A 14,576-nucleotide genomic window follows, 5' to 3' on the forward strand; every position below is an offset into this window, starting at 1 on the left:
TCATGAAGCCACGAATTCTGGTCGTCGACGACGATACGGCTCTTGCCGAGATGCTCACCATCGTGTTGCGCGGTGAGGGATTCGAGCCGTTCGTGGTGGGAGACGGCACCCAGGCGCTGTCCGCCGTCCGGGAGAACCGACCGGATCTGGTGCTGCTGGACCTGATGCTCCCCGGTATGAACGGCATCGACGTCTGCCGCGTGCTGCGGGCGGACTCCGGTGTGCCGATCGTGATGCTCACCGCCAAGACCGACACGGTCGACGTCGTGCTGGGACTCGAGTCCGGCGCCGACGACTACATCATGAAGCCCTTCAAACCGAAGGAGCTCGTGGCGCGCGTCCGTGCGCGCTTGCGACGCACCGAGGAGGAGCCGGCCGAGCTCCTGTCGATCGGCGACGTCGTCATCGACGTTCCGGCGCACAAGGTCACCCGCGACGGCTCGCTCATCTCGCTGACGCCGCTCGAGTTCGACCTGTTGGTGGCGCTGGCCCGCAAGCCTCGACAGGTCTTCACCCGCGAGGTGCTGCTCGAACAGGTGTGGGGATACCGGCACGCCGCCGACACCCGTCTCGTGAACGTGCACGTCCAGCGACTGCGCGCCAAGGTGGAGACGGATCCGGAGAACCCCGAGGTGGTTCTCACCGTGCGCGGTGTCGGGTACAAGGCCGGCCCGCCGTGATCGGAGCCGATCGACTGCGGGACGGTCGGTGATCTTCACGTCCCGCTCCCGTCGACGCATCAACGGAACCTTCTCGCCTCTGGTGCGATGGTCCCGGTCCATGTGGGCTGCCGCCGGTCACGCGTGGCGTCGGTCGCTGCAGTTGCGCGTCGTCGTGTCCACGCTGACGCTCTCCCTCATCGTGATCACGATCCTCGGCGTCGTGCTCACGAGTCAGATCACGGATCGACTTCTCGACACCAAGATCGACGCCGCCACGAAGGAGCTCGATCGCGCGCGTGCGTCCGTCGAGAGCCAGTTGGCGGGCGACGACTCGACGTCGATCTCGAACCGTCTGGAGCTCGCTCGGTCCGGTCTGACGAGCCGGGACACCGAGAGCGGCGCGGACAGCACGTCCGCCGGCACGTTCGACCCCGTGCTCATCGTCCCCGGCGACGGAGCCCGCGACGAGCTGTTCACCGGTCCCGCCGACCAGATCCCGCAGACGTTGCGCTCGTTCGTCCAGGCCGGCCAGGTGAGCTACCAGTACGCGACCGTGTCGGAACCGGACGGCTACTCGGGTCCGGCCCTCATCGTCGGCAGTCCCACCGCGTCGGACCTCTCCACCCTCGAGCTGTACCTGGTGTTCCCCCTCGCGGGAGAGGATCGCAGCCTCGCCCTCGTGCGCGGAACCCTGCTCATCGGCGGTGCGGTCCTGCTGGTGCTGCTCGCGGCCATCTCGATGCTGGTCGCCCGGCAGGTGGTGGTCCCCATCAGATCGGCGTCGCGCATCGCGGTGCGCTTCGCGGACGGCCGGCTCAAGGAACGGATGCCGGTGCGCGGCGAGGACGACATCGCCCGGCTCGCCATGTCGTTCAACGAGATGGCCGAGAGCCTGTCGAAGCAGATCACCCAGCTCGAGGAGTTCGGAAACCTGCAGCGCCAGTTCACGTCCGACGTCTCGCACGAGCTGCGAACGCCGCTCACCACCGTCCGCATGGCCGCCGAGCTCATCCACGACGCCAGTGAGAGTCTCGATCCGCTGCTCAAGCGCTCGTCCGAGTTGCTGGTCGCCGAGCTGGACCGTTTCGAGACACTGCTCAACGATCTGCTCGAGATCTCCCGCCACGACGCGGGCGTCGCCGAACTGGCGTCGGAGCAACTCGATCTCCGTATGTGCGCCCGCGCCGCGGTGTCCACCGTGCGGCACCTCGCCCGCGAGACGGGCACCGAGCTGATCGTCGACATGCCCGACGAGCCGGTCAACGCCGAGGTGGACCCGCGCCGTGTCGAACGCGTGCTGCGCAACCTGTTGGCGAACGCTCTCGACCACGGGGAGGGCAAGCCCGTCCTGCTGCGCCTGCGCGCGGACGACGACGCCGCCGCCTTCGTCGTGCGGGACCAGGGTGTGGGACTGCGCCCCGGTGAGGAGAAGCTCGTGTTCAACCGCTTCTGGCGGTCGGATCCGTCCCGCGTGCGACGTTCGGGCGGTACAGGCCTGGGGCTCGCCATCAGTCTCGAGGACGCCCGCCTGCACGACGGCAAGCTCGAGGCCTGGGGCGAACCGGGCCAGGGCGCCTGGTTCCGCTTCACGCTGCCGCGCGTGCGTGGTCGCAAGGTCGTGTCCAGCCCACTGCCGCTGCGACCCGCGGGCCGCAGGTACGCACAGGGACAGCCGCTTCCGGCGGCGCGCCCGACGAGTGTCGGCGCCACGGCGGGGGAGCAGCGACCGTGAGAGACCGCACCGTGCCGCGGCGACGAGCCGCCCTCGTGGCGTGCGTGGCCGCGCTCGCGCTCGTCGCGTCCGGATGCGCGTCGTTGCCCGCGTCGTCTGCGCCGCAGGCCATCGGCACCGTCGCGCGGGGGCCCGTCGAGCAGGAACTCCCCGTTCCCGCCGCGGGTCGTGAACCCAATCTTCTGGTCCGCGATTTCGTGAAGGCCAGCACCGATCCGGCGGACGACCACGCGGGTGCACGTCAGTTCCTGACGGCGAACGCCGCCTCGGAGTGGAACGACGGCGCCAGCGCGATCGTCGTGGACAAGGTGGACGTCCTCGAGGACTCTCGGTCGAGTGACGCCGCGCAGTACACGATCCGAGCCAACCGGGTGGGGCAGCTCGATCAGGGTGGGCAGTACCGCGCCGAGCAGGGATCGTTCGAGACCCAGGTGACGCTGGCCCGCGAGGACGGCGAGTGGCGGATCGACGAGCTGCCGTCCGGAGTCGTCATGGACCGCACCCAGTTCCTCACCTCCTACCAGCGCAAGTCGCTGTACTTCGTCGATCCCACCGGCACCGAACTGGTGCCCGATCAGCGTTGGGTGAACACCACGCAGGACCGGATGACAGAGACCCTGACGGCACTGCTGCAGGCGGGTCCGCGACTGTCGCTGGAGCCGGCGGTGCGCAACGTGTTCAACGGTGTCACCACAGCCGGTCCCATCACAAAAGCCGACGGGCGTACCTCGGCCGTCGGCATCGGTCTCGGCGGTGTCCGCATCGACTTCCGGGGCGCCGGTGCGCTGGACCGCGCGACCCGCGAACTACTTGCCGCGCAGATCATCTGGACACTGGCCGAGGCCGAGGTGTCGGGTCCCTACGTCCTGCTCTCGGACGGCGCGCCGTTGGACCCGAACTATCCGGACGGCTGGACCACCGCCGAGGTCGCAGAATTCGATCCGTTGGCGGTGACGGGTGCCGACGTGGGCCTGCACGCACTGCGCAACGGCGGGCTCGTCCGCATCGGAACCGACGGCGTGACACCGGTTCCCGGCTACTTCGGCACCGTCAACAACATGCGGTCCATCTCGTTGTCCAGCGACGGAACGCTCGTGGCGGCCGTGTCGGACACCGGTCGTGCGGCGCCGCAGCCGCCCGACGCGCTGCTCATCGGCTCCTACGGCGGCAACGCCTTCCCGGTCGCGGAGGGTGGCTCGATCACCCGGCCCACCTGGGGTCCCGACCGAGACGCCGTGTGGGCCGTCGTGGACGGCACCGTGGTCAAGCGCGCCGTCCGCGACCCGGCCACCGGACAGGTGTCGGTGGTGGACGTCGATTCCGCCGACATCGCCGAGCTCGGCGGCCAGATCACCGAACTTCGGCTCTCCCGCGACGGGGTGCGAGCGGCTCTCATCGTGGACGGCGCCGTCTACGTGGCGGTGGTGGTGCGGCGCGCCGACGGCACCTACGCACTCCGCGAGCCCGAGGCGGTGGCCAACGGTCTGGCGAGCGCGGCGCTGTCCCTGGACTGGAGCACCGGTGACACGGTGGTCGTGGCCCGAGCGGCGACCGACATCCCGATCGTGCAGGTGGCCGTCGACGGCTCACGTCTCGACGGGCTGCCCAGCCGCAACCTCACCGCTCCCGTCGTGTCCGTCGACGCCTCCGCGTCGAGCACCTACGTGGCCGATTCGCGCGCCGTGTTCCAGATCGACGACAGCGACCCGGCGAGTGACCGCTACTGGCGCGAGGTGCCCGGCCTGACCGGCACGAAGTCCGTGCCTGTCCTGCCGGGCTGACGAGCGGCGAACTCTGTCGGAGCCCCGCGACACAGTGTGCCGGTGCCGATGACCCTGCTGGACCTCATCCTGCCCCGCGAGTGCGGCGGCTGCGCCCGTGTCGACGCCTCGTGGTGCCCCGCCTGCGCCTGCGCGCTCGACGCGGCGCCGGGGTCGGTGCGGCCGCGTGTCGATCCCGGGGTGCCGTGCTGGGCGCTCGGCCCGTACGCCGGCCCGCATCGTGCGTCGATCCTGGCGATGAAGGAACGCGGTCGCCGGGATCTCGCGGCACCGCTCGGGGTCGCCCTCGCCGCCGCCGTGACGCGCCTGCGCGACGCCGGGGAGATCGATCCACCCGAGCTGTCGGCCCTCGTGCTGGTCCCGGCCCCGTCCCGACGCCGCGCGGCACGGGCGCGCGGTGGTGATCCGATCCTGCGTACCTGCCGCCGTGTCGCGCGGGTGCTCGCACCGGAGGACGTGCGCGTCGTGTCGGTGCTGCGGGTGGACGCGCAGGTGCGTGACTCCGTCGGTCTCACCGCCGACGAGCGTGCGGACAACCTGCGGGGGCGGGTCCGTGTCCGGAGCGGGGGCATCGCCGCGATCGGTCGCGGACCGGTGCTGCTCGTCGACGACGTGGTGACCACCGGAACCACCGCCGCGGAGTCGGTGGCGGCACTGCGACGGTCCGGTGTCGGTGTCGACGCGGTGCTCGTTCTCGCCGCCGTGCGCTGACGTCGCAGTGCCTGTCCCGGTGCCGGAATGGGAGCCTGAAAAGGTCCCGTGAATATCCCGTGAACAGTGGCAGACCATCCGGGGAGCGACTACGGTCAGGGCCACGATCGATCCTCGCTACCGGGTCTGGAGGTGATGCCTCACCACCGAAGGCGCCGGGCGGTCCGCGCTCCGGTGTCACCGTTCTTCCGCTGCGCCAGAAGCGATCTCGGCGCGGCCTCTATCGGGAGGTACGTATGACGACAACGTCACCAGTGACGACTGCACACACGAGCACCCACCGGGTGCACGCGCATCCCCGCGAAGCTCACGCCCATGGTCCGGAGCAGAACGACTCCACCGCCCTCGACTCGACCGACGCCACTGCGGATCCCGTCTACTTCGACGATGCACCCAGTGCCGTCCCGGCCGACGACAGCTCGAGCGCCGAACCCGCCGCCGAGGTCGTGGTCAAGGGTCGCAACGTCGAGATACCCGACCACTTCCGCCTGTACGTCTCCGAGAAGCTCGCTCGCCTCGAGCGCTTCGATCCCACCATCCATCTGTTCGACGTCGAGCTGTTCCACGAACGCAACCGTCGTCAGTCCAAGAGTTGCCAGCGAGTCGAGATCACCGTGCGGGGCAAGGGCCCCGTCGCGCGTGCCGAGGCCTGCGCGGACAGTTTCTACGCCGCCCTCGAGTCGGCGACCACCAAGCTCGAGAGCCGTCTCCGACGGACGAAGGACCGCCGCAAGGTCCACTACGGGGAGAAGCGGCCCGTGTCGGTGGCCGAGGCGACCGCCGCGCTCGTCGAGGAGGCCGTCACTGCCCCCGTCGAGGAGGCGCCCGCCGTCGACGACCACGCCACCGAGGGCCCGGGCACCGTGGTGCGCGTCAAGGAACACCCGGCCGTGCCGATGACCGTCGACGACGCCCTGTACGAGATGGAGCTCGTGGGCCACGACTTCTTCCTGTTCCACGACAAGGAGTCCGACCGGCCGTCGGTCGTCTATCGCCGCCACGCGTTCGACTACGGACTGCTGCGTCTGTCCTGACGCTCGCACCGCCGCGCCGACCACATCGGGCGTCCGCTCCGGCGGGCGCCCGGTGTCGTGCGCGGAACATCCGGTGTGCCTCACAGCGCGCTGTCAGGCTCGACGCCTACGATGGTTCCGCCGGGAGACCGACGAGGTCTCTTCGCATCGAACTGCGCCCCCCGTGTGGACGGGCTCGGTTCACGCCCCACGTACCCGATATTGAGGACGAATAGCCCGTGCCGACGTTGTCGTTGTCCAAGTTGCTCCGTGTCGGTGAAGGTCGCATGGTCAAGCGGCTGAAGCACATCGCCGACCACGTGTCGTCCCTCTCGCCGGACGTCGAAGCCCTGTCGGACGCCGAACTGCGTGCGAAGACCGACGAGTTCACGAAGCGGCACCAGGACGGCGAGAGCCTCGACGAACTGCTGCCCGAGGCGTTCGCGGTCGCCCGCGAGGCGTCCAAGCGGGTGCTGTCCCAGCGCCACTTCGACGTCCAGGTCATGGGCGGTGCCGCGCTGCACTTCGGCAACGTCGCCGAGATGAAGACCGGTGAGGGCAAGACCCTCACCTGCGTCCTCCCGGCGTACCTGAACGCGCTGTCCGGTGACGGCGTCCACGTCGTCACGGTCAACGACTACCTGGCCAAGCGTGACTCGGAGTGGATGGGCCGCGTTCACCGCTTCCTCGGACTGAGCGTGGACGTGATCCTCTCGGGCATGACGCCCGCCGAGCGGCGTGCCGCCTACGCGGCCGACATCACGTACGGCACCAACAACGAGTTCGGTTTCGACTACCTCCGCGACAACATGACGCACTCGCTGGACGACCTGGTCCAGCGCGGACACAACTTCGCCGTGGTGGACGAGGTGGACTCGATCCTCATCGACGAGGCCCGTACCCCGCTGATCATCTCGGGCCCCGCGGACGCGTCGTCGAAGTGGTACCCCGAGTTCGCCCGCATCGCCCCCATGATGAAGAAGGACGTCCACTACGAGGTGGACATCAAGAAACGCACGGTGGGTGTGCACGAGGCGGGCGTCGAGTTCGTCGAGGACCAGCTGGGCATCGACAACCTGTACGAGGCCGCCAACTCGCCGCTGGTGAGCTACCTGAACAACGCCATCAAGGCGAAGGAGCTCTACCAGCGCGACAAGGACTACATCGTCCGAGACGGCGACGTCATCATCGTCGACGAGTTCACCGGCCGCATCCTGGTGGGGCGCCGCTACAACGAGGGCATGCACCAGGCCATCGAGGCCAAGGAGAAGGTGGAGATCAAGGCCGAGAACCAGACCCTCGCCACGATCACGCTGCAGAACTACTTCCGTCTGTACGACAAGCTCTCCGGCATGACCGGTACCGCCGAGACCGAGGCGGCCGAGCTGCACCAGACGTACTCGCTCGGTGTCATCCCCATTCCCACCAACCGCCCGATGGTGCGTGTGGACAACGGCGACCTCATCTACAAGAGCGAGGAAGCCAAGTTCAGTGCCGTCGTCGACGACGTCGTCGAGCGGCACGAGAAGGGTCAGCCGGTTCTGATCGGTACCACCAGCGTCGAGCGCTCGGAGTACCTGTCCAAGCAGTTCACCAAGCGCGGTGTCGCGCACAACGTGCTCAACGCCAAGTTCCACGAGCAGGAGGCGACCATCATCGCCGAGGCCGGCCGGTCCGGCGCGGTGACGGTGGCCACCAACATGGCGGGTCGAGGAACCGACGTGGTGCTCGGCGGCAACCCGGACATCATCGCGGACCTCGCGCTGCGCGGGCAGGGGCTCGATCCCGTCGAGTCGCCGGAGGAGTACGAGGCGGCGTGGGAGCCCACGCTGGAGAAGGTCAAGGACCAGGTCCGCGAGGACGCGGACAAGGTCCGCGACGCGGGCGGTCTCTACGTCCTCGGTACCGAGCGGCACGACTCGCGCCGTATCGACAACCAGTTGCGAGGACGCTCGGGTCGTCAGGGCGACCCGGGGGAGAGCCGGTTCTACCTGTCGCTCGGCGACGAGCTGATGCGCCGATTCAACGGTGCCGCTCTCGAGTCGATCATGACGCGACTCAACCTCCCGGACGACGTCCCGATCGAGGCCAAGATGGTCTCCAAGGCCATCAAGAGCGCGCAGACGCAGGTCGAGCAGCAGAACTTCGAGATCCGCAAGAACGTCCTCAAGTACGACGAGGTGATGAACCAGCAGCGCACCGTCATCTACGAGGAGCGTCGCCGCATCCTCCGCGGAGAGGACATGGAGGGCCAGGTCGAGCAGATGATCACCGACGTGGTCACCGCGTACGTCGACGGCGCCACCTCGGAGGGCTACGTCGAGGACTGGGACCTCGAACAGCTGTGGACCGCGCTGAAGACGCTCTACCCGGTGGGCGTGCAGCACACCGACCTCGCAGCGGAGAACGAGTTCGGCGAGAAGGGCGACCTGTCGCGGGACGACCTGCGCGAGGCGCTGCTCGAGGACGCCCGCGCGGCCTACGCCACGCGTGAGGCGGAGATCAACGAGATCGCGGGCGAGGGCGGTATGCGCGAGCTCGAACGACGGGTGCTGCTGTCCGTGCTCGACCGCAAGTGGCGTGAGCACCTCTACGAGATGGACTACCTCAAAGAGGGCATCGGTCTGCGCGCGATGGCGCAGCGCGATCCCCTCGTCGAGTACCAGCGCGAGGGCTACGACATGTTCACCGGCATGCTCGACGGGTTGAAGGAGGAGTCCGTCGGGTTCCTCTTCAACCTGCAGGTCGAGGCGGCGGCGCCGAGCCCCGCGGCCTCCGCGGGCCTGCAGGTGGGCGCGGGACTGCAGTCGCCCGTCGCAGCCCGACCGGCGCCGGCAGCGCAGGCCGCCCCCGCAGCGCAGGCCGCCCCCGCCGCGCCGGCGCAGCATAGACCCGAACCCACTGCGGAATCGGCGCCCGAACCGCGGCCCGCCGCACCTGCCGCGCTGCGCGCCAAGGGGCTGGACGACGAGTCGACCGGTCGCCTGACGTACTCCGGTCCCGACGAGACGGGCGGCACCTCGGTCCGCCGCGCCGGGTCGGGGTCGCCGACGGGCGAGTCGAGCTCCGGCACTCGACGCGAGCGCCGCGAGGCGGCTCGGGCCGGGGTCAAGCCGGTCAAGCGCGCACCGAAGGCCAAGCGGCGCAAGTGATCTGCTCGTCCGGGGGCGGCGACCGCCGCCTCAGGACAGGCGCAGGCTCGTGAGCACCCAGGCCGGACCGGTGGTGTTGCGCCGTGCCGTCAGTCGTGCCGCGACGGCGAACACGCGGTCACCACGCGAGTAGGTGCCGAAGACCTCGACGTCGCCGTGCCCGGCGCCGTCTGGCACCGGACCGGCGGCGCGCACGTGCACGGTCCGGACGACGGCGACACCGAGTGTTCGGCCCGGCACGGCCGCCGTCGACAGGGCCGTCGCCATTCCGACCATGGCCGGTGACAGCACCGCGCGCAGGGACGCCGCGGGTCGGCGGCGGTCCACCACCTCGAGTGTCAGACGCAGGACGCGATCGGCGACGTGCCGCGCCGCGGCGGCGGTGCGCGCGTCGGCCTCCGACGGTCCGACGACGGGCGGGGTCGGTCGCGAGGTCGATCGTCCCGAGTGCGGGCCGGGGCGCGGCGACGAGAGCGCTCGGCCCGCGGACCGGGTCGTCGGGCGTGCACGCGTGGGAGTCGCGCCGACCTCGGGTGGCTCGGATCTCGGCAACCGCGCCACGTGAACGACCTCCGATGTCATGCGTTCTCCTCCATGCTCGTACCTGTGCGGCCACGGCCGGTGTGCGGCGAGTGTCGCACGCACGGACGCGGTTCCGGCCCGTCGAGGCAGACGCGGGGCGTCGTCACACCGCAGCCCGTCAGGGTCGGTGAATTCCGACGAGGACGACGGGGAACCGACACGGCGCGGACCACGAGGACGATCGTGAGCGTGGTCGGTCTCATCTGTCGTGCGAGACTGGGACCCGTCACACTCGACCGAGGGGATTCGCGCGTTGGCCACCAGACTCACCACTCAGGACGCGTCCTTCTACTTCCTGGAGGCCAGTACGACTCCCATGCACGTGGGGTCGCTCGCCATCTTCCGGCTCCCGCGCGGGGGCTTCACTTACGACGAACTGCTCACCCTCGTCGAGAGCCGGCTCGCTCTCGTTCCGCGCTATCGCCAGAAGGTGCGCGAGGTGGCCTTCGGCCTGGCTCGCCCCGTGTGGGTCGACGACCGCGACTTCGACATCACGTACCACATCCGGCGTTCCGCGCTGCCCAAGCCGGGATCCACCGAACAGCTGCACGACCTGGTCGCGCGACTCACCTCACGCCCTCTCGATCGCACGCGTCCGCTGTGGGAGATGTACCTGGTCGAGGGTCTGGCACGGAACCGGTTCGCGATCTTCACCAAGTCGCACTCGTCGATCGTGGACGGCGACAAAGCGCTCGAGATCAGTCAGGTCATCCTGGACGCCACCAAGGCTCCGACTCCGATGGCCGAGGAGCTGTGGATGCCCGCGCGGGAACCGTCGGAGAAGGCGCTCGTCGCCGGGGCGCTCGCCGAGATGGTGTCGCGGCCGGGGGAGGGCGTGGAGGCGGTGCGCGGAGCCGTCGGTGACGTCACCCGCGCCGCCGGCGAGGCGGTACGCGCCGTGGGCAAGTTCGCGGCGGTGGTCCGCACCGCGGCGCAGACGGCACCGACGAGTCCACTGAACACGACCATCTCCCGCAACCGCCGGTACTCGGTGGCCAAGACCGATCTCGACGACTACCGGATGGTGCGGTCGAAGTTCGGGGGGACGGTGAACGACGTCGTGCTCACGGTCGTGTCCGGTGCTCTGCGGAACTGGTTGCTCTCGCGCGGTGAGCCCATCGGCCCGTACACGACGGTGCGCGCGATGGTGCCCCTGTCGGTGCACGCGGCCGCCACGGGGAGGGGCGACGAGGGCGACGTGCCGCCCAACGAGGTCGAGTCCTTCCTCATCGATCTGCCCGTGGGCGAACCGAACGCCGTGGTGCGGTTGTCCCACGTGTCGCACGCGACGGAGGCTCACCTGGGACAGAGTCGCGGTGTGACGGCGTCGACCCTCATCACGCTGTCCGGGTTCGCGCCGGCCACGCTGCACGCGATGGGTGCGCGCGTCGGGTCGAGCCTGTCGCAGCGCATGTTCAATATCATCGTCACCAACGCCCCCGGCCCCCAGTTCCCGCTCTACGCGGGCGGTGCACGCATGCTCGAGATGTATCCGGTGCCGCCGCTCGTGCGCAATCAGGCGCTCAGCATCGGCCTGACGTCGTACGACGGCAACGTCTACTACGGTGTGAACGCGGACCGGGCAGCGATGCCGGACATCGACGTGATCACCACGTTGCTGCACGAGGCACTCGAGGAACTGGTCGACGCGGCGCGCGACGACAAGAACGTCCGCTGACGACGGTGAGGGAATGAGGCGCAGGTGAGGGTGTTCGTTCCGGCGACCATGCGGATGTTGCAGACACTGGTGGACGAGGGTGAGTTCTCGCCGATCAGTCGGACGGCCTTCGCCGTGACGCCGACGTTGCGGGAGGCGTACGTCTCCGGTGACGACGACGAGTTGGCCGACGTCGCGCTGCGGGAGGCCGCGCGGGCATCGCTGCGGCTGATCGGCGGTGAGCCGGAACTCGACTCCGACGATGACGGGGACGCCGACGAGGTCGCCGACGCCACTCCGAGCTTCCGCCGCGTCGTCATCGCCGCCGACGTCGATCCGGTGACCCTGCGTCCCGATCTCGACGACGCCGTGGTCCGCCTGCCGGCACCGCTCGCCCTGACGGAGGTGGCGGCGGTCCACGTCGATCTCGCGGCGGCCGAGTCCGCCGTGAGCGCCGCTGTCGCCGCGGTGGACGCGGCCGACCTGGGGGATCCCGACGCCGAGTTCGTGCTGGGCGACGTCGAGGATCACGAACTCGCCTGGTACGCACCGCAGGAGATACCGTTTCTCCTGGAACTGCTCTGACACCGGAACTGCTCTGACACCGGAACCGCTCCGACACCGCCCTGTTTCGTCGCAGTCGTCGACTGCGTCCGTGGTGGCCGCTCGACCGAGGAGATGTGACATGGGAATCAAGGACTGGCTCGAAGCCCCGGCCGCGAGTGTGTCGTCCCCGCGGCGGCCGTCGCTGAACGTGGTGCGCGGTGCGTTCGCGCGCATCACCACGCCGTTGATTCCCGACGACTACCTGCACCTGGCAAATCCACTGTGGTCCGCGCGCGAGTTGCGCGGCCGCATCGTGCGGATCGAGAAGGTGACCGGCGACGCCGCGACCATCGTCATCAAGCCCGGATGGGGCTTCGACTTCGACTACCGGCCGGGGCAGTACATCGGCATCGGCCTCCACGTCGACGGTCGGTGGCACTGGCGGTCGTACTCCCTGACGTCGCCGCCCGACTGGAAGGACAAGCAGATCTCCATCGCCGTCAAGGCGATGCCGGAAGGGTTCCTGTCCTCGCATCTCGTCGGCGGTGTGCCGTCGGGCACGATCGTGCGGCTCGCCGCGCCGAAGGGGAACTTCGCCCTTCCGGAGCCGCCGCCCGCCAAGATCCTGTTCGTCACGGCCGGCAGCGGCATCACACCGGTGATCGGCATGCTGCGCAGTCTCGACTCGCGCGGCCACATGCCCGACGTGGTGCACGTGCACTCGGCTCCCACGGCGGACGACGTGATGTTCGCCTCGGAGTTGGCGGCGCTCGACGCGAAGTACGACTCGGTCGTGTCCCACGTGCAGCACACCCGTTCGGACGGCAAGTTCGATCTGGGCTCGCTCGACGAGCACTACCCGGACTGGCGCGAGCGTCAGACGTGGGCGTGCGGTCCGGCGGCGATGCTCGACGACATCGAGAGGGTGTGGCGGGAGGCAGGCATCTCGGAGAACCTGCACACCGAGCGTTTCGAGATCGTGCGCACCGGCGCGCCGAGCGACGGCGGCACGGTCACGTTCTCCGTCTCCGACCGCACGGTGGCGGTGGACGGCGCCACCACGTTGTTGGAGGCCGGTGAGAAGGCAGGTGTGCGAATGCCTTTCGGCTGCCGCATGGGTATCTGCCAGACGTGCGTGGTGCCGCTGACCGACGGTCACGTCCGAGATCTGCGCTCGGGCAAGGAGCATGCGCACGGCGAGCGGATCCAGACGTGCATCTCCGCGGCTGCCGGGGACTGCACGCTCGAACTCTGACTCCGTCGGCCCCGGGTCGCGCCGCAGGGGTGATCGCACACACACCCTGCGCACAGGCTCGTCCGCTATTCTCGGAAAGGCCTGCCCGCCGATACCGAATCGGTGCGAGGAACGGCATACCGCGATCCGGGGAGTAGACCAGCATGGCCATCACGGACATCTTGGAGTTCGCACATCTGACCGACGAGGACATCGAGTCCCTCGGTCGTGAACTCGATGCCATCCGTCGGGACGTCGAGGACACCCGAGGACGCAAGGACGCGGAGTACATCCGCCGCACCATCGCGCTGCAGCGCGCGCTCGAGGTCGGCGGACGGCTCGCGATCATGGGTTCCCGCTGGCGCTCGGCCGCGCTGGTGGGCGCAGGTCTGCTGGCGGCCAGCAAGATCATCGAGAACATGGAGTTGGGCCACAACGTCTCTCACGGTCAGTGGGACTGGATGAACGATCCGGAGATCCACTCCACCTCGTGGGAGTGGGACCAGACCGGTCCGTCCGCGCACTGGAAGCGTGCGCACAACTACTCGCATCACACGTACACCAACATCGTCGGCATGGACCACGACGTGGGCTTCGGGATCCTCCGGATGACCCGCGACGAGAAGTGGCGGCCACGCAACCTGGTGCAGCCCCTGGGCAACCTGGTGCTGGCACTGACGTTCGAGTGGGGCATCGCTCTGCACGACCTGGACGCGGCGAAGCTCGAGGCCGGTGTTCCCGCGACGCAGCTGCTCTCGGAGCCGAACAAGGAGTTCGCTCGGAAGGTCGCGTCGCAGGTCGGCAAGGATTTCGTGCTCTTCCCGCTGCTCGCGGGTCCGGCGTGGCGTCGTGCACTCGGGGCGAACCTCACCGCCAACGTGGTGCGGAACCTGTGGGCGTACGCCGTGATCTTCTGCGGTCACTTCCCGGACGGCGCCGAGAAGTTCACGATGGGCCAGTTCGAGACGGAGACCCACGAGGAGTGGTACCTCCGGCAGATGCTCGGCAGCGCCAACTTCACGGCCGGCCCCACGATGGCGTTCATGAGCGGCAACCTCTGCTACCAGATCGAGCATCACCTGTTCCCGGACCTGCCGAGCAACCGGTACGCCGAGGTGGCCGTCCGGGTGCGCGCCCTGTGCGACAAGTACGACCTGCCGTACACCACCGGCAACCTGGCGACCCAGTACTGGAAGGCGCTGCGCACTATCTTCAAGCTGTCGCTGCCCGACCAGCTGCTTCGTCGCACGTCGGACGATGCGCCGGAGACCAGTTCGGAGCGCCGTTTCCAGAGCTCCGGCTCCTCCGTCGTGGACCGGGTGCGGTTCGATCCGGTCACCGGTCGCAAGCGCGGACTGCGGTCGGCCCTGCACGAGGCGCGGCTCGAGGCGCGTCAGGCAGTGAAGCGGGTCACAGATACGACGGCGTAACCTACGGGTGCGTAACTTCCGGTAGAGTAACCACGGTCAGGCCCACACGGGCATCGACCACCTGCCGAGGAGTGAC

The 14,576-nt window shown here is 69.1% G+C and carries 11 protein-coding genes; 10 read left to right on the forward strand and 1 reads right to left on the reverse strand.

Annotated features, from left to right (window positions below; translation table 11 throughout):
• Positions 1–2 precede the first annotated feature (2 nt).
• From mtrA to secA, 6 genes are all read left to right on the forward strand, one after another.
• Positions 3–680 (forward strand): MtrAB system response regulator MtrA, encoded by a 678-nt coding sequence (gene mtrA / locus HQ314_RS14435; RefSeq protein WP_027506869.1) that lies wholly within the window; start codon positions 3–5, stop codon positions 678–680.
• A 28-nt stretch (positions 681–708) separates the two neighbouring features.
• Positions 709–2,394: an MtrAB system histidine kinase MtrB gene (mtrB, locus tag HQ314_RS14440; RefSeq protein WP_027506868.1), complete on the forward strand. Its 1,686-nt coding sequence runs from the start codon at positions 709–711 to the stop codon at positions 2,392–2,394.
• A gap of 11 nt (positions 2,395–2,405) precedes the next feature.
• Positions 2,406–4,175 carry an MtrAB system accessory lipoprotein LpqB gene (lpqB, locus tag HQ314_RS14445; RefSeq protein WP_027506867.1) on the forward strand — a complete coding sequence of 590 codons (1,770 nt, stop codon included), beginning with the start codon at positions 2,406–2,408 and terminating at the stop codon, positions 4,173–4,175.
• Between the two features lie 48 nt (positions 4,176–4,223).
• Positions 4,224–4,886 carry a ComF family protein gene (locus HQ314_RS14450; RefSeq protein WP_222650520.1) on the forward strand — a complete coding sequence of 221 codons (663 nt, stop codon included), beginning with the start codon at positions 4,224–4,226 and terminating at the stop codon, positions 4,884–4,886.
• A 446-nt stretch (positions 4,887–5,332) separates the two neighbouring features.
• Entirely contained in the window at positions 5,333–5,920 is a 588-nt protein-coding gene (gene hpf, locus HQ314_RS14455) for a ribosome hibernation-promoting factor, HPF/YfiA family (RefSeq protein WP_027506865.1), read from the forward strand.
• A 218-nt stretch (positions 5,921–6,138) separates the two neighbouring features.
• Positions 6,139–9,051: a preprotein translocase subunit SecA gene (secA, locus tag HQ314_RS14460; RefSeq protein ID WP_222650421.1), complete on the forward strand. Its 2,913-nt coding sequence runs from the start codon at positions 6,139–6,141 to the stop codon at positions 9,049–9,051.
• A gap of 30 nt (positions 9,052–9,081) precedes the next feature.
• Here secA and HQ314_RS14465 read toward each other — a convergent pair whose 3' ends face one another.
• On the reverse strand, positions 9,082–9,633 hold the full coding sequence (locus tag HQ314_RS14465; protein WP_222650422.1) for an Rv3235 family protein: 552 nt from the start codon (positions 9,631–9,633) through the stop codon (positions 9,082–9,084).
• 253 nt (positions 9,634–9,886) lie between these two features.
• Here HQ314_RS14465 and HQ314_RS14470 point away from each other — a divergent pair, with 253 nt between their 5' ends.
• From HQ314_RS14470 to HQ314_RS14485, 4 genes are all read left to right on the forward strand, one after another.
• A complete protein-coding gene (locus HQ314_RS14470; RefSeq protein WP_222650423.1) occupies positions 9,887–11,311 on the forward strand; it encodes a wax ester/triacylglycerol synthase family O-acyltransferase in 1,425 nt (474 codons plus the stop codon).
• Between the two features lie 48 nt (positions 11,312–11,359).
• Positions 11,360–11,875: a hypothetical protein gene (locus tag HQ314_RS14475; RefSeq protein WP_222650521.1), complete on the forward strand. Its 516-nt coding sequence runs from the start codon at positions 11,360–11,362 to the stop codon at positions 11,873–11,875.
• A gap of 100 nt (positions 11,876–11,975) precedes the next feature.
• Positions 11,976–13,091, forward strand: coding sequence for a ferredoxin reductase (locus tag HQ314_RS14480; protein WP_027506861.1), 1,116 nt, complete (start codon positions 11,976–11,978; stop codon positions 13,089–13,091).
• A 143-nt stretch (positions 13,092–13,234) separates the two neighbouring features.
• A complete protein-coding gene (locus HQ314_RS14485; RefSeq protein ID WP_056447798.1) occupies positions 13,235–14,500 on the forward strand; it encodes a fatty acid desaturase in 1,266 nt (421 codons plus the stop codon).
• Positions 14,501–14,576 lie beyond the last annotated feature (76 nt).

The sequence above is a fragment of the Rhodococcus sp. BP-332 genome (genome assembly GCF_019836065.1).
Classification (GTDB): Bacteria; Actinomycetota; Actinomycetes; order Mycobacteriales; family Mycobacteriaceae; genus Rhodococcoides.